Below are 15,781 nucleotides of genomic sequence, written 5' to 3' on the forward strand. Positions count from 1 at the left end.
ATTCTCCTTAATTAATAAAATCGCCAAGATACCTTTTTTCAAGGATACCTTTTTTCAAAAGCGCTTTAAGAATAGCCGTTAATTCCTAATGAAGAAGAAATTTTTCTCACTTTTTACGACTTTTATCCTTTTAATTTTGTTGTTTCTTTAATCCCCAACCTTTCAACATTCATGGAAAAATCATGCTTACGTTTCAAGGCTGCGCATCATCTCGTTCTATGTGTCTTCCTGCTGATTTTTTTTGAGTGCATTGAGTTTTGCAAAAACTTTATCGGCATCAAAGTTTTTGTTAGGATCATCTTCTCTCTGATATTCCCCGTGTGCTTTCTCATGCACTTGCCCGTGTACTTGATTAAGAGGAACATTTTCTGTCACGGATGCGGGCAATAAAGACGGATCTTCTTCTGCCGTAACAAGACGATTTTTTGCCGCACGTTTGAGTTCGAAATCCAAATCAATTTGTGAACACAACCCCAATCCGACAGGATCGAGAGGAACCAAATTAGCGCTATTCCAATGGGTTCTCAGACGAATTTGTTCAATCGTTGCCTTTGTTGTCCCAATCAACCGTGAAATTTGCGCATCTTTCAATTCAGGATGGTTCATCACCAACCATAAGATACCATTGGGGCGGTCTTGACGCCGCGACAAAGGGATATAGCGTGCAGTTTTCCGTTTTTTCTCTGGAATATGCACTCTAGACTCGGAAATTTTCAAGCGAGCATTTTGATCAGCCTCCACGCGGGCGATTTCACTGCGCGTCAATTGCCCAGAATTAATGGGATTGAGACCTTTAACATGAGCCGCTTCACCATCGGCAATAGCCTTCACTTCCAAGACGTGCAATTTACAAAATTCTGCAATTTGATCAAAAGAAAGAGCAGTGTTATCAACCAGCCAAACAGCTGTTGCTTTGGGCATCAAAAGTTGCGTTGCCATTCCTATAATATCCTCTCAATTCGCCTCTTTATGGAGTTTTTGAGGCAGATTATCGCCCCTTGTGGAGCACTAGATCTTTTTTCTACATACCGGTTTTACCGCCCACACTTTAATTAAAGCGAGGTATGGAATAAACCACTTTTACCATGAAATTATATGATGTTATAACCTGATTTTTAAAGAACGACAAGACACCTCTCTTATCAAGATCCTTCACAGAGGATCTTTACCTTTTATGCGAATTTTTTTATAAAGGATTTATTTGATCACTTCACCTTATGTTACGGCATATTTATTCTCGTAGGATATGTCTTTCATTGCCTTAAATTCAAGGGTAATCTCACAGGGACAGCCTCACGAGAAAAAGAGCCCTCAAAATTGGAAAGAAAACGATGGCAGGTCATTCACAATTTAAAAATATTATGCACCGTAAAGGGCGTCAAGATGCGATGCGCTCGAAAATATTTTCTAAGCTTGCACGTGAAATTACCGTTGCAGCCAAACAAGGTGCCCCCGATCCAGCCATGAATCCACGTTTAAGACTTGCTGTCCAGAATGCGAAGGCACAATCGATGCCAAAAGACAATATTGAACGTGCCATTAAGAAAGCTTCAGGCGGGGATGTCGAAAATTATGATGAAGTGCGCTATGAGGGATATGGTCCAGGCGGCGTTGCCGTTATTGTTGAGGCTTTAACAGATAACCGCAACCGCACGGCTTCCAACGTGCGTGCTGCCTTCACCAAATCGGGTGGCGCCTTAGGAGAAACAGGTTCCGTAAGTTTTATGTTTAATCGCATTGGTGAAATCATCTATAAGAGCGAAGTCGGAACGGCAGAAAGCATCATGGATGCCGCAATTGAAGCCGGTGCTGAAGATGTGCAATCAGAAGAAACGGAACACCATATTACTTGCGCATTTGAAGATATTGGTGAAGTTTCTAAAATGCTAGAAGCAAAACTTGGTGAAGCAGAATCGATTAAAACGATTTGGAAAGCCACCACCCTTGCCCCTATAGACGAAGAAAAAGCTTTATCGGTTTTACGCCTTATTTCGACATTAGAAGAAGATGATGACGTACAAAATGTTTATGCTAATTTTGATGTCAGCGATGAGATTTTAGCAAAACTCTCTGGTTAATTTTCTCTCTGATTTATTTTCACGCATACCCCGCATACAACAATGCCTTTGTGTAGAGTGCCTGCGTACAAAGACATCCATATCAAAGAGGGTTCTGGGTGCTCTTTCTCCATGAGAGGCGCGCTTGCTTTCCGTGCTTTTTCGGGCAAGTTGTCATCACCTGTCATGTTGTCCAACACAGGCAAAGCCTCACTTTAAAAGCAAAGCATTTCATACAGGTAAACATTTTCAATCAACAGCATCAATTCAACAAAAAAACAAAGCTCTCCGTTAATTTTTTCAAAACAATCTTTGCAAAAACATCTCCAAAGGCTTTTCTCAGATACTCTTCACGCCTACAAACCGGAATAGAGTAGAGAGGGAACTTACAACATCTTCAAACAAATTGATTGTCAAGACAGCACGCTTTCTCTCATAACCAACAACAATACCCGCCTATAAAGTGCAGGCGTGTAAAGGCATTCATATCAAAGGGTTCTGGGCGCTCTTTCTCCATGAGAGGCGCGCTTGCTTTCCGTGCTTTTTCGGGCAAGCTGTCAACATCTGTCATGTTGTCCCAACACAAACAAAGCCTCACTTTAAAAGCGGAGCATTTCATACAGACAAACATTTTCAATCAACAGCATCAATTCCACAAAAACCAAAACTCCCCGTTAATTTTTTCTCGGTCACTTTTTTCAAGAGAATCTTTGCAAAAACATCTCCAAAGACTTTTCTCAGATACTCTTCACGCCTACAGACCGGAATAGAGTAGAGAGGGAACTTACAACATCTTCAGAACAAACTTATTGAAAAACAGCGTACTCCCTGTTTTAAACAGCATCTACAGAGAAGAACCAATCATGATCACAGAGCTTTGATGTATGACTATCTGTTTTGATTAAACGAACAACGTTATCGAACATTGAGCAATGGCGACCACGCTGGATCAGAAGCATCATTGGGCGTGTGGACTTGGCGTTCATTGCGTCCGGTAATATCAATGGTATAAAGTTTTGGCCCCTCGCCTGGATTTTTGCGAAAGAACATCAAAACACGACCATTGGGAGCCCAAGTTGGTCCTTCATTATGAAAACCTGTTGTGAGAATTCTTTCTCCTTGTCCATCAGGGTGCATAACACCGATAGAGAATTGTCCGTCCAATTGTTTCGTAAAGGCAATATAATCACCCCGTGGTGACCAAATGGGTGTAGAATAGCTTCCTTCTTTTGAGGAAATACGTTGAACATTGGTCCCATCCGCATTCATGGTATAGATTTGTGGTTTTCCACTACGGTCAGATGAAAAGGTAATTTTTGTTCCATCTGGCGAATAAGAAGCGGATGTATCGATAGCCGGAGTATCCGTAAGGCGCATTGTTGTGCGTGTCCGCAAATCCATGGTGTAAAGATTGGCACTTCCATCATTTTGCAACAAACTCATGATGACTTTTCGTCCATCAGAGGAAAAACGTGGAGCAATTGTCATATTTTCAAAGGTGCCTATTAACTCATTTTGCCCTTTTTCAATTTGTTGAAGATAAACATGAGGCACTTGATTGCGTTTGTAAGCCATATAGGTAATTTCTTGCCGCTTGGGTGAAAAACGCGGTGTGAGTACCAACTCCTGACCATCAGAAAGATAAAGCAAATTTGCTCCATCTTGATCCATAATCGCTAAACGTTTAATGCGTGCATTTTGCGGACCTGTTTCATCTATAAAAACAATCTTTGTATCAAAATAACCACTTTCCCCTGTCATTTCGCTATAAATTTCATCGGCAATCATATGGGCGACACGCCGCCAATATTCTGAAGCAGTATAAAAACGGCGTCCTTTGAGTTGTCGCTGTCCAAATGCATCCCACAAACGAAAATCGACTCTCAATCGTCCATCACTTTCTCTGATAACCTGCCCACTAACTACGCCTTGCGCTTTTATTTGTTTCCAATCCGCAAAACGGGGTTGTGTGTCAGGATTGACAATTTTTTCCAAAAAAGATTCCTTATCAAGGGGTTGGAAAAGCCCTGACCGTTCAAGATCCGCTGTAATTACGGCGGTTATTTTCAAGCCAATCGAATCGTTAGAAATAAAATCTGTGATGGCAATGGGAATAGGATTAAAGTCCGCACGAGAAATAGTGCCTTTAAGTTGTGCTGAAGCGCATGAAAAACTCGAAATCCACACACCACAAGTGACAATAAACCAAGAAAAAAATTGACGTCTCGTTATCGTTATCATGGAATGTATCCTTTCATTTCGAGAAAAAACTCTCTGTATTTCATTGTGTTATTTCTTGAAGGGGATCAACATTAAAATCGAACCCCTGCCCCCATAGATCATATTGATCACGGGGAAGATCTGCATAGGGTTGGCATGAAAAAACAGCTGCATAGACTTGTCTTATCATAATGGCTTGTTGACTTTGTGCGCCGCTTAACGGATCAATAATGGGCTCTCCCACAACCATTCCGTCACGGTTTAGATAAAATCGCAACCGCACCACTGGGCGGTTTTTTAAATCACCACCAAGTGCCACCAATTTAAGCTTCTGTTGAATACACCCCCCAGCAATGTTAACCAATGTTTGTGCCATTCTTGTGGTATCATTGATATCTTTTCTCGCTCCCAAAGCTTCAGGTGTCGTAGAACGTTTTGCTCCACCTCCTTGCGTTCGTGCACGATTCAACAGATTATTTTCTTCCATTGCTAAAATATCTTCAATTGTCTGTTTTTCCATTTTTTGGTTGTTCTTTTTTGCTGCTTGCACATTTTGTAGAGCAGCTTTTTTATCAGACTTCGGTTTGAAATGAGGAAGAGGGAATTTGTCTGGCAGCGTCATTTGGGGCAGTTGTGGACGCGCTGGTGCTTGTTCTAGAGGGGCTTTGGGAATGGTGAGAGCATGCTGTTGTGGCAATGTTCTTTTTTCATTTTTGGGCGTCTCCAAAGGTGCATCAGGCATCACCTTTGGCGCTTCCTCCTGAGGTGTCTCCAGAGGCACATCAGGCATCACCTTTGGTGCATTCTCCTGAGACGTCTCCAGAGGCACATCGGGCATCACCTTCGGCGCTTCTTCCTGCGGCGTCTCCAAAGGCGCATCAGGCATCACCTTCGGCGCTTCCCCTTGGGGCGTGTCCAAAGGCGTATCTGGCATCACCTTTGGCGCATTCTCCTGAGGCGTCTCCAAAGGCGTATCTGGCATCACCTTTGGCGCATTCTCCTGAGACGTCTCCAGAGGCGCATCAGGCATCACCTTCGGCGCTTCTTCCTGAGGCGTTTCCAAAGGTGCATCGGGCATCACCCTTGGCGCTTCTTCCTGAGGTGTCTCCAAAGGCACATCAGGCATCGCCTTTGGTGCTTCTTCCTGAGGAGACTCTATTTTGGGCGGCATTTCTGTTTTTGCTTGTGAGAATTCTGGTTCTGTCAATTCTGGTGAAGGTTTTTCCGGCACATTCTCTTCTCCTGGTGGTGGAGGTGTTGTGTCAACCAGCCGTGGTTTTTCATTTGGTTTAAAAGGCGCGAGACTATCGAATTTTCCTTCTCCAAAATGACGTGCATCTTCTTTTTCTTGTGGTTTGGTTGTTGGTTTTATTGCTGGAACAGCCCCCACAGGAGCATCCGCTGCCCCTTGTTGCGAAGAAAGCTCTTGCGTTAAAGGAGCAAGGGTGATGGGAATTGCTTCCAATTGTTGTGGCAAAGAGACCACACTGATAAAATGGATACTTGCCCAACTAAGCAAAATCCCATGTATGACAAGGGATAAAGCCAAGCCTCGTTTCATGCTATGATAAGAGTCTTTGTTCATCTCCATGCCTTGTGTTTTTTATTAAAAACTTTTTATTGCTTCGCATATAACCTGTCACAGGTCATCATCTTCTTATTGTGCCAAACTGGCCAAAGCAACTTGCGAAAAACCTGCTTTTTGAATATCGGCAAGCAATTTTAACACTTGTTGATATTCAACAGTTTTCGCCGCACGCACAAAAATACGTTTATTCTTTTGTCCAGGTTCAGAGTCCAATTTGGCTTTAAGTTGTGCAATCAGAGCTTCAGCTGTTTCATAATAGTCCTGATTGATAGCAAGACGCCCTTGCGCATCCAGTGAAACTGTAAGAGGCGTATCTTGCATGTGCACGGGTCCCGCTTGACTATGAGGCAAATCCAAAGGCACCCCGTTGACCAAAAGCGGAGCAGAGACCATAAAAATAATCAACAGCACCAACATCACATCAACAAATGGCGTGACATTGATTTCACTCATCAATTGGCTATGTGAATGATGCCGTCTGCGTGTCTTTTTTTGCGAAGAAGCAACAGAAATTCCCATAAAATCGCCCCTTATAATGGTGAATGTGATGTGGTTGTTTCATCAATACGTCGTGAGACAATTGTTGAAAATTCATCAGCAAAGTTTTCTATTTGTGTAATAATCCGCGCACTTTCATGAACCAATTTGTTATAAGCAATAACCGCTGGAATTGCGGCAAACAACCCGATAGCGGTAGCCAAAAGTGCTTCGGCAATTCCTGGTGCAACGATAGCCAATGAGGTATTTTGAGACGCAGAAATAGAAAGAAAGGAACTCATAATACCAATCACCGTTCCAAACAGCCCAATAAAAGGTCCTGCCGATCCAAGGGTCGCGAGGAATCCTAATTTTGCTTCTATTTTTGCACTTTCACGTCCCAGCGTGAGATCCATCGCCTTATCAATGCGACTCTGCAAACTTATCGAAGTATGAATGCCCTTTTCAAGAGATTTTTGCCATTCCACCATTGCTGCCATAAAAACAGCCGATATACTACTGGTGCGCCGACTTTTACATTCTGTATAAAGATCTTCTAGAGCCTTACCCGACCAAAAAACACGTTCAAATTGTTTTATATCACGCCGTATTCTTCGATAGGTCAAGATTTTATCAAAAATAATCGCCCAACTCCATACAGAAGCGAGCAACAAGCCAATCATCACAGCTTTAACAGCAAAACCCGCTTGCATAAACAAATGCAATATTCCAATCACCTCTGGATTTGTTAATTCTACATGCGGCATTCTTTTGGTCCCTCTCAATGAAAGATTGATTTGTTAAAATTGAATAAAACAGATTGTTTTATAGTTTCTAAATTTCGCAAAAAATTTTACTCTACTCAGCCAAAGCAGCAAGACACTTTTCATTTTGAACAGAGTACAATTTTAAACAAGCATTGTCGAAAAAAGCTCTTTTGGTAAACGTCGTGGTTTTCCTATCTCATTAATGAGGGCAATTTCTACTTTTGCTGTTACCAACATCTCATCTTCCCGCATCAGCACCTGTTCCATAAAAAAACGTGCCCCTTGACGACGGTTAATCCGTGTTCTGATTGTTAAAAGATTATCGATTTGCGCGGGACGTAAAAAATTGATGTCCATATGACGCACCACAAAAAACAGCCTTTCCCCCTCTAACCCTGATGCTAACATCTTGCTATTAAAACCTGTCTCCCGTAGAAATTCTGAACGTCCGCGTTCAAAAAATTCCAGATAGCGCGCATGATAAACCACGCCAGAAAAATCTGTATCCGCAACATAAACGCGTACCTGAAAATCATGAAAAGCATTTGTATGATCATTTTTAAAAGAAGATGTTTCCATCATCTGTGCCATCCCATCCCATTGTTTGAAGTTGTAAATTGCCTCTTATATCACATCCTTGATGGTATTTTTGTGTTAAAATCATGGAAGTGAGAACATAAGCCCCCTGCAAAGTTCCAAACTTATTCTATAAGCATTCCCCCACAGCCCCTATAGAGACAACATCCCCATACAGACACTCTATTGTTATCAATAATCAACACTGACAGCTTTAAAAAACACTCTTTTAGTCATCTTCTTCATCCCACAAAGTCGTTTGAAGGGATGAATTGTTTTGTCTCTCAGTCAATGGAGTGCGTTTTTGTGTTGAAGCTGTAGAGATCGGAGCAGACAATCCCAAATGTCCCCAAGCTTGTTCTGTAAGAATCCGCCCTCGTGCCGTGCGTTGAATAAAACCTTGCTGGAGCAGATAGGGTTCAATAATATCTTCAATGGCATCGCGCGGCTCTGAGAGAGCAGCCGCAATTGTTTCAATTCCTACCGGACCACCCAAAAAAGTTTCCGCAATCAACAGCAGGTAACGACGGTCAAGCGGATCGAGCCCTAAATGGTCCACTTCAAGACGAGACAGCGCTTCATCAGCAACATTACGGTCAATTTTTCCAGCACCCTTCACCAGAGCAAAGTCACAGACCCTGCGCAACAATCGCCCAGCAATGCGTGGTGTTCCGCGTGCGCGGCGGGCAATTTCATGGGCACCATCATCACTAATCTGTACGGCAAAAAGCCGCGCATTGCGTTTCACGATATATTCCAATTCCTCTATGGTATAGAAATTAAGACGAATGGGAATACCGAAACGGTCTCGTAATGGGGTTGTCAACAGCCCCAAACGGGTTGTTGCCGCCACCAAGGTAAATTTTGCAAGATCAATTTTAACCGAACGGGCTGCTGGTCCTTCCCCAATGATGAGGTCCAACTGATAATCTTCCATAGCTGGATAAAGAATTTCTTCAATGGCTGGATTTAAACGATGAATTTCATCAATAAAAAGCACATCCCGTTCTTCTAGATTGGTCAAAAGAGCGGCTAAATCTCCTGCTTTAGCAATAACGGGTCCTGAGGTAGAGCGAAAATTAACACCCAATTCTTTAGCCATAATTTGTGAAAGAGTTGTTTTCCCCAATCCAGGAGGACCAACAAACAACACATGGTCAAGCGCTTCTTGGCGCGCCTTTGCCGCTTCGATAAATATTTTCAAATTTGCCCGTGCCGCTTCTTGACCAATAAAGTCATCGAGCACTTGAGGCCTTAAGGAACGATCTGGGTCGTTAGGAAGGGGAATGGCCCCCAAAAGGCGTTGTTCTTCATCTTTATGCATTGTTACCTTTTACTCAACTAGAGGAAGAAAGCAGTTTGAGACTATGGCGAATAAGCACAGCAGAGGAAACCTCTTCTCCTTCAAGATCTTTCCTTGCCAAAGCAAGAGCACGCGCTGCTTTATCTCGTTCAAAACCGAGATTGACCAAAGCAGAAAGTGCCTCGTTGGTTGGTTGATTAGCTATTTCCAGATGCGCAATGGGAGCAGACTGGAAAGCATTGTCATGGAAGGGAAGTGCTTTACTTTTGAGTTCCCGAACAATTCTTTCACTGACTTTTTTACCAACGCCTGGCGCACGGCTTATCATGGCAATATCATTTAACGCAATCGCTTGTGCAAGTTCATCTGGCGATAAAGTCCCCAAAATTGCCAACGCGACCTTCGCCCCCACACCTGGAACATTTTGCAGCAAGCAAAACCATTCCTGTTCTGCTCTTGTCGAAAAACCAAACAGACGAATTGCCTCTTCACGCACATGCGTTTCGATAAAGAGACTCATGCTCTCACCAAGAGCCGGTAAAGAAGGACGCAACCGGTTTGAGACAAAAACAACATACCCCACCCCGTGAACATCGACAAGGATATGATCATCAAAGATATGTTCAAGAGTACCTTTTAATTTACCTATCATACCCAAACCCTCATCATGCCGTACCCCTCAAACAATGCGAGAGACTGTCACTGTGCAACCCATAGTAAATCGCAAGGGCAAGGGCATCTGCCGCATCATGGCATGCAAATTCAGCACGAGGAAGCAGAGTTTTTACTATCATCATAGCAGCATCACAAAGACCTTTGAATTCACCTATCATACCCAAATCTCCATCATGCCGTACCCCTCAAACAATGCGAGAGACTGTCACAGCGCAACCCATAGCAAACCGCAAGGGCAAGGGCATCCGCCGTATCATGGCATGCAAATTCAGCACGAGGAAGCAGAGTTTTCACTATCATCATGGCAGCATCACAAAGACCTTTGAATTCACCCATCATACACCCCCATCATGCCGTAACCCTCAAACGATCAGAGAGACTGTTACGATGCATGCTATGGCAAATCGCAAGGGCAAGAGTACCAACCGCATCATGGCACGCAAATTCAGCACGAGGAAGCAGAGTTTTTACTATCACCATCATAGCAGCATCACAAAGACCTTTGAATTCACCTATCATATCCAAATCTCCATCATGCCGTAACCCTCATCATGGCATGTCCCTTGAACAATGAGAAAGACTGTCACAGTGCAACCCATAGTAAACCGCAAGGGCAAAGGCATCCGCCGCATCATTGCTATCAAATTCAGCACGAGGAAGCAGAGTTTTCACCATCATCATGGCAGCATCACAAAGACCTTTGAATTCACCTATCATGCCCAAACCCTCATCATGCTGTAACCCTCAAACGATCAGAGAGACTGTTACGATGCATGCTATGGCAAATCGCAAGGGCAAGGGCATCTGCCGCATCATTACACGCAAATTCAGCACGAGGAAGCAGAGTTTTTACTATCATCATGGCAGCATCACAAAGACCTTTGAATTCACCCATCATACCCAAACCCTCATCATGCCGTAACCCTCAAACGATCAGAGAGACTGTTACGATGCATACTATGGCAAATCGCAAGGGCAAGGGCATCCGCCGCATCATTACTATCAAATTCAGCACGAGGAAGCAGAGTTTTCACCATCATATGAATTTGTTCTTTCGCACCATGACCAACACCAATAACGGCTTTTTTCACTTTATTTGGAGCATATTCAAAAACGGGCAAATCTGCTTGCGCTGGCACAAGCAGCGCAACAGCCCGTGCCTGTCCAAGTTTTAAAGTTGCTGTAGCATCTTTATTAACAAACACATGCTCTACGGCGGCTTCATGGGGCATAAATTGATGCATGATCTCTGAAAGTCCCTTATGAAGCTGGCAAAGTCTAGAAGCAAGATCACACCGCACATGAGAAGAAACCGTCCCCGCTGCAATGAATTGCAAACGGTTCCCCAAAAGATCAATCACACCCCACCCCGTATACCGTAGCCCGGGATCAATACCTATAATACGAATCGTCTCTGCCATAAATTGCAACCCTATACAGTTTTTCCGTGTTTGAACAGAGGCGCACAAAACAAACAAAAAATCGAAAGAAGCTTTCTTAAACGATGCACATAACCCCCATAGGGGTGCCCCGCCTTCTAAACACCCCACCGGTTCCTTTCAATGAAGAAAGCAACCAGACATCAAGTCGAATTGTTTCTACTCTTAAGTTCCAATTCTGTCTACTTTCCACGAAAAGCAGAATCCCTCAAGAAAAACACCATCTGTTGCACATTCACACAGTTTTCTAAAAAAACATCTCTTAAAGAGAGCACCCAAACTCATTTCGCGGTAGCGCCTGTAAAGGGTCTGCTCATAAATCCACTGTCAATCGATTGTGCACCACCATCTTTATGCTTATGATGGTACAATCCAGCAGCAGCATTCTCTTTACCAACCCTGAAATGTTGCAAAAACTCTCGCATGAAGACGATTCATAACGGGCGTTTTTACTTTTTCTCAAACGATTTCATTCACACGCTTATCCCACTTGTGACATGCAAGGGGATGGTTTTGTGGGATTCAACATAAAACAGATTTGAAATAAGAAAATCTTAAGGTATTTAAGGGTTTTCACTCAACAGGCAAAGTGATAAATTATCATTATTCTGGGAGCTTTTGCTCTGTCCAGGTGCTTATCAAGCACTAAAAGCAAAAAGGCTGACTCGGATTCAGTATTTTCAAGCTCCCAGAATACCAATGCGAGGGCGCTCGCACCCGGTGGGGGAATGAAATGCAAGGCAAGAACCTTCTCAACGACATTTTTATCGGCAAAAAAATCCGCTTCAGAAGAAAATATTAAACAAATAAGATCAATACACAAAAGTGCTACCACTTTTCTCACCATCTTCTCTTTGATAAACAGCACAGTGTCTCTCATGTAAGAAGTCGCTCGTATTACAAAACTCTACATTACAGAAACTTTTTCATTTTTATTGTAAATCCCCTAAAAGTACTTTATGGTTTAACTGTATGATTTTGGTCGCCTACGCAACGACCAATATGGGTTTGAAAGCCCGAAACCCTAGCGTAAAAATGGACCCACTTTGTGGGTATCCCGGAATTCCGGGAGTTTTTGCTATGTCCAGGTGCTGTCAAGCACTAAAAGCAAAATGCTGACTAGGGTTCAGTTCTTTCAACTCCCGGAATACCAACGCGAGGGCGCTCGCACCCGGTGGGGGAATGAAATGCAAGGCAAGAACCTTTTTCGCGACATTTTTTAAGCAGCGCAATGCCTCTCATGTAAGAAGTCACTCTCATTACAAAACTCTATAGTAAAGAAATTTTTTCATTTTTATTGTAAATCCCCTAAAAGTACTTTATGGTTTAACCGTATGATTTTGGTCGCCTACGCAACGACCAATAGGGACTTGAAAACCCGAAACTCAAACATAAAAATGAGCCCACTTTGTGGGTATCCCGGAATTCCGGGAGATTTTGCTATGTCCAGGTGCTGTCAAGCACTAAAAGCAAAATGCTGATTTGAGTTCAGTGTTTTCAAGCTCCCGGAATACTAATGCGAGGGCGCTCGCACCCGGTGGGGGAATGAAATGCAAGGCAAAAACCTTCTCAACGACATTTTTATCGGCAAAAAAATCCGCTTTAGAAGAAAAATGTTGAAAATGTCTCAAAAAGAATTGGGGCAATCTTTAAATCTAAGCGCGCAACAAATTCAAAAATATGAAACAGGCCTCAATCGTGTAAGCGCTGGGCGCTTAAAGGAAATTGCTGAGAAACTCAATGTACCCCTTGCCTTTTTTTACGCTGATCTCTTAACGAAGCAAGAGCCTCCATACCATCACGATGAGATCATCTCGAGCAAAGAGGAATATCTGCTTTTAAAAAGCTTCAGAGTGCTGAACTCTGTAAAACAGAAAGCCATTTTACAGCTCATCTCTGATCAGAAATAAAATCTGAATAGGCAAGATCAATGCACAAAAGTGCTCCTGCTTTTCTCACCATCTTCTCTTTGATAAGCAGCGCAGTGCCTCTCATGTAAGAAGTCGCTCGCATTACAAAATTCTATATTACAGAAACTTTTTCATTTCTATTGTAATACCCTAAAAGTACTTTACTATTCAAAGGATGTTTTGGTCGCATACGCAACAACCAATAGGGATCTAAAAACCCTAAGCTCTAGCGTAAAATGAACCCACTTTGTGGGTATCCTAGAATTCCGAGAGATAAAAACAACTTATTGATTCATAACGATAATTAATCGTTTCGCATGTTGAATGAGAGTTCCGAATATCCTAAGATTCTCTCATTTCAATCTTGTTTATGATAAATCAAACTATCCCCTTGCACGTCACAAGTGGGATTATCATGTGAATAAAAAAAGGAGTAAAAATGCCTGTTATGAATCGTCTCAATACCAAGGGCTGTCGCAACATTGGGGGTCGATAAAGAGTATGATGGCGCCGGCTTGCGCAACATTGGGGGGCGGTAAAGAGTATGATGGCGCCGGCTTGTAGCTTCATAAGCGTAAAGATGGTGGAGCTCCATGGATTTACCACTATACCATCCACGGACGGCGTCGTGAAATGGGCTTGGAGGCTTTAAGAAATATCTCTTTAAAGCAAGCGCGTGAATGTGCAACTGGGTGGCGTTCTGTTTTGCGTGAAGGGCGTGCCCCCATTAAAGAACGCGACAAACAAAAACGCGATACAAAATTTTCTAAGAACTAAGAACGGCGAAATGCTGTTTTCAGCAGTTCAATTTGTTTTCCTACCGGATTTTCTTCTTCTGCAATATGGAAAAGTTCACTTTCTCTATCGGCACGCATATATTGCATACGCGCTTCGAGACGCAGTGAACGCGCAACAAAATGGCGGAAAGCTTCTGGCAGCTCTTGCCAATGGGCACTTTCCAATTCCAGTGTAGGTGTATGAAGCGATACTTTTGCAATTTCTTTTTGTATTTGTTCTGTTGTCATTTCCCCTTCGCGCTCTGCACGAAGCAGCAGCAGTTGAGAGGCAATTTGCATAAGCCTTGTACTAAGAAACATCGCTTCTTTTGCATAAAGCGCAGAAATTTCTGCTGAAAGAGAACGTGCAACGAATTTACCTTCCGTATCAATATAAGTTGCCGTTTCTTCGATCAATGTCATCGTCTCTTCATAGAGGCGATTAAAAGCATTTTCAAAAGCACTATGCTCAATCATGATAATGGGTTCATCATCGGAATGTTGATGTGCGTTCACGCTTTACATACTCCAAATATCAACACAAAAATTACGATACTCAAACGAAGTAACAATGAAAAAGTTTCTTTTGTCGCTGTGATAAAAAGTTTTTTTACTAACTACCTCTTTTAAAATTCTTGCGCAATAAACTTCTTAAGCTAAGGTTAACGCGCCCTCTTATCGGGTTACAGACGAATAGATTTCCTTACAAGGAACTGCTGGAGAGAGCACTGTTTCTCATAATAATAGGCAACTGCCAATTGCACGACAATACCGCTTATAATGAGGAGTGTATCGGAAAAAAACGTTCCCGTCACCACTGTTTTTACAATTTGTCCAAACATAGCAAAAACGGTTCCTGTCACAAACACAGGGAGGCTGTGTTTTCCTAAAACCGCTAAGGGATGTTGTGGTGAGACATGAAAACATTGGCAAAAGCGCGGCAAGCAGAGAATAAGAGTTGCCAGTGCAACAACATGGAGCAAACGCGGCAAACTTAAAAAAGTTTTATTAAAATTCATCAAAGGGGAAGACCAGCCAAACCATCCCACAACGCCCCACCAATTTAAACGCACCCATAACAGTGAAAGTACAAGATAGCCGGCGGAAAGAACAATCCAAAACGGCTGAAAGGGGATTGTTTTCCCTTGTTTCAAAGCCAAAGTACTAACCAAGCCTATAACAAACAACAATTGCCAAGACAAAGGATTTAAAAACCACTTTCCCGCTAAAGGGTAAGAAGGTGGAGCAATTTTATAAAATCCACAAATGAGATAGAGCAGAAACGAGCCCAACAGCAGCAGCCCTTTTCTTTGACACCCCCAATAAAGGGCAAAAGGTGCAAACAGCATCAAAACAATATAAAGCGGCAGAATATTATTATAGCCTAATTGATGCCCAAAGCTTAAAGTACTCAAAAATGCCACAAAAGGCTGCGTGAAAAAGAGCCCTATATTATTCATCGATAACAGCTTCTCAACACGCCATAATAAAAAGCCTCCTAAAAAAAGGCTAAGCGTTACAAAAGTTGTAAAAAGATAGGCTCCATAGAGCTGTAAAGCCCTCCACCAAAGTTTGCGGACCATAAAAAGCAAAGACTCTTGAGCAAGACGCGCATGAAAACTCAATCCAAGCGAAACACCTGACAGCAAAACAAAAACTTCAGCAGAGTCAGAAAAACCGAAGTTTCTATGTGTGATATATTCGTATAAAGTTCCAGGAATATGGTTGATGAAAATTGTCAATAAAGCTAAAGAACGAAAAACATCAATACGCGTATCGCGATAAGAAGGATGTTCCTTATGATTAACAACACCTTTATATCCCATAAATGGCTTCCCATAAGCAATAAGGTGATCTTTTCCTTGCGCACAGCGTATTTATAAGATGAAATTTTATTTTTAAAAGTCAAGTTTATTTTAAAAATCAAGGACTTTATATGACAAAACAAGAAAGTAAACCGCCGAAATCTGTTTCTGACATGCGATCAGATCCT

The 15,781-nt window shown here is 42.5% G+C and carries 19 protein-coding genes and 2 pseudogenes; 3 read left to right on the forward strand and 18 right to left on the reverse strand.

What is annotated here, in order from left to right:
• Positions 1-216: 216 nt before the first annotated feature.
• The gene (locus tag LNM86_RS10535) at positions 217-939 is read right to left on the reverse strand and encodes a DUF1013 domain-containing protein (protein ID WP_241437636.1); all 723 of its coding nucleotides are present in this window, start codon (positions 937-939) and stop codon (positions 217-219) included.
• A gap of 392 nt (positions 940-1,331) precedes the next feature.
• Between LNM86_RS10535 and LNM86_RS10540 the strand changes: the two genes are divergently transcribed.
• The gene (locus tag LNM86_RS10540; RefSeq protein ID WP_241437637.1) at positions 1,332-2,078 is read left to right on the forward strand and encodes a YebC/PmpR family DNA-binding transcriptional regulator; all 747 of its coding nucleotides are present in this window, start codon (positions 1,332-1,334) and stop codon (positions 2,076-2,078) included.
• A gap of 894 nt (positions 2,079-2,972) precedes the next feature.
• Here the strand turns inward: LNM86_RS10540 and tolB are convergent.
• The 15 genes and pseudogenes from tolB to LNM86_RS10615 all read right to left on the reverse strand — a co-directional run bounded on the left by tolB (position 2,973) and on the right by LNM86_RS10615 (position 11,937).
• Entirely contained in the window at positions 2,973-4,295 is a 1,323-nt protein-coding gene (gene tolB / locus LNM86_RS10545; RefSeq protein WP_241438998.1) for a Tol-Pal system beta propeller repeat protein TolB, read from the reverse strand.
• A gap of 43 nt (positions 4,296-4,338) precedes the next feature.
• Positions 4,339-5,862, reverse strand: a complete 1,524-nt coding sequence (gene tolA, locus LNM86_RS10550; protein WP_241437638.1) for a cell envelope integrity protein TolA — start codon at positions 5,860-5,862, stop codon at positions 4,339-4,341.
• Between the two features lie 72 nt (positions 5,863-5,934).
• The gene (tolR, locus tag LNM86_RS10555) at positions 5,935-6,384 is read right to left on the reverse strand and encodes a protein TolR (protein WP_241437639.1); all 450 of its coding nucleotides are present in this window, start codon (positions 6,382-6,384) and stop codon (positions 5,935-5,937) included.
• 11 nt (positions 6,385-6,395) lie between these two features.
• Entirely contained in the window at positions 6,396-7,109 is a 714-nt protein-coding gene (gene tolQ / locus LNM86_RS10560; RefSeq protein WP_241437640.1) for a protein TolQ, read from the reverse strand.
• A 141-nt stretch (positions 7,110-7,250) separates the two neighbouring features.
• The gene (gene ybgC, locus LNM86_RS10565) at positions 7,251-7,691 is read right to left on the reverse strand and encodes a tol-pal system-associated acyl-CoA thioesterase (protein WP_241439000.1); all 441 of its coding nucleotides are present in this window, start codon (positions 7,689-7,691) and stop codon (positions 7,251-7,253) included.
• A gap of 223 nt (positions 7,692-7,914) precedes the next feature.
• Positions 7,915-9,009 carry a Holliday junction branch migration DNA helicase RuvB gene (gene ruvB / locus LNM86_RS10570; protein ID WP_241437641.1) on the reverse strand — a complete coding sequence of 365 codons (1,095 nt, stop codon included), beginning with the start codon at positions 9,007-9,009 and terminating at the stop codon, positions 7,915-7,917.
• A gap of 13 nt (positions 9,010-9,022) precedes the next feature.
• On the reverse strand, positions 9,023-9,640 hold the full coding sequence (gene ruvA / locus LNM86_RS10575) for a Holliday junction branch migration protein RuvA (RefSeq protein ID WP_241437642.1): 618 nt from the start codon (positions 9,638-9,640) through the stop codon (positions 9,023-9,025).
• Between the two features lie 13 nt (positions 9,641-9,653).
• Positions 9,654-9,821 carry a hypothetical protein gene (locus LNM86_RS10580; protein ID WP_241437643.1) on the reverse strand — a complete coding sequence of 56 codons (168 nt, stop codon included), beginning with the start codon at positions 9,819-9,821 and terminating at the stop codon, positions 9,654-9,656.
• 13 nt (positions 9,822-9,834) lie between these two features.
• Positions 9,835-9,999 carry a hypothetical protein gene (locus LNM86_RS10585; RefSeq protein ID WP_241437644.1) on the reverse strand — a complete coding sequence of 55 codons (165 nt, stop codon included), beginning with the start codon at positions 9,997-9,999 and terminating at the stop codon, positions 9,835-9,837.
• A gap of 12 nt (positions 10,000-10,011) precedes the next feature.
• Entirely contained in the window at positions 10,012-10,182 is a 171-nt protein-coding gene (locus LNM86_RS10590) for a RuvC family protein (RefSeq protein ID WP_372712437.1), read from the reverse strand.
• A gap of 30 nt (positions 10,183-10,212) precedes the next feature.
• On the reverse strand, positions 10,213-10,380 hold the full coding sequence (locus tag LNM86_RS10595) for a hypothetical protein (RefSeq protein ID WP_372712438.1): 168 nt from the start codon (positions 10,378-10,380) through the stop codon (positions 10,213-10,215).
• Positions 10,381-10,393: 13 nt separating this feature from the next.
• Positions 10,394-10,522, reverse strand: a pseudogene (locus LNM86_RS10600) (crossover junction endodeoxyribonuclease RuvC); the annotation flags it as partial.
• Positions 10,523-10,574: 52 nt separating this feature from the next.
• Entirely contained in the window at positions 10,575-11,084 is a 510-nt protein-coding gene (gene ruvC / locus LNM86_RS10605) for a crossover junction endodeoxyribonuclease RuvC (protein WP_241437645.1), read from the reverse strand.
• A gap of 299 nt (positions 11,085-11,383) precedes the next feature.
• Positions 11,384-11,527, reverse strand: coding sequence for a hypothetical protein (locus tag LNM86_RS10610; protein ID WP_241437646.1), 144 nt, complete (start codon positions 11,525-11,527; stop codon positions 11,384-11,386).
• Between the two features lie 152 nt (positions 11,528-11,679).
• Positions 11,680-11,937: a hypothetical protein gene (locus LNM86_RS10615; RefSeq protein ID WP_241437647.1), complete on the reverse strand. Its 258-nt coding sequence runs from the start codon at positions 11,935-11,937 to the stop codon at positions 11,680-11,682.
• Positions 11,938-12,652: 715 nt separating this feature from the next.
• Here LNM86_RS10615 and LNM86_RS10620 point away from each other — a divergent pair.
• Entirely contained in the window at positions 12,653-13,012 is a 360-nt protein-coding gene (locus LNM86_RS10620) for a helix-turn-helix domain-containing protein (RefSeq protein WP_241437648.1), read from the forward strand.
• A 501-nt stretch (positions 13,013-13,513) separates the two neighbouring features.
• Positions 13,514-13,768: pseudogene (locus tag LNM86_RS10625) on the forward strand (Arm DNA-binding domain-containing protein); the annotation flags it as partial.
• Positions 13,769-13,785: 17 nt separating this feature from the next.
• On the opposite strand, the gene LNM86_RS10630 reads toward LNM86_RS10625, so the two are convergent.
• Entirely contained in the window at positions 13,786-14,304 is a 519-nt protein-coding gene (locus LNM86_RS10630) for a DUF1465 family protein (protein WP_241437649.1), read from the reverse strand.
• Positions 14,305-14,471: 167 nt separating this feature from the next.
• Positions 14,472-15,614, reverse strand: coding sequence for an OpgC family protein (locus LNM86_RS10635; RefSeq protein ID WP_241437650.1), 1,143 nt, complete (start codon positions 15,612-15,614; stop codon positions 14,472-14,474).
• Between the last annotated feature and the right edge of the window lie 167 nt (positions 15,615-15,781).

The sequence above is a fragment of the Bartonella machadoae genome, assembly GCF_022559585.1.
Lineage (GTDB): Bacteria > Pseudomonadota > Alphaproteobacteria > Rhizobiales > Rhizobiaceae > Bartonella > Bartonella machadoae.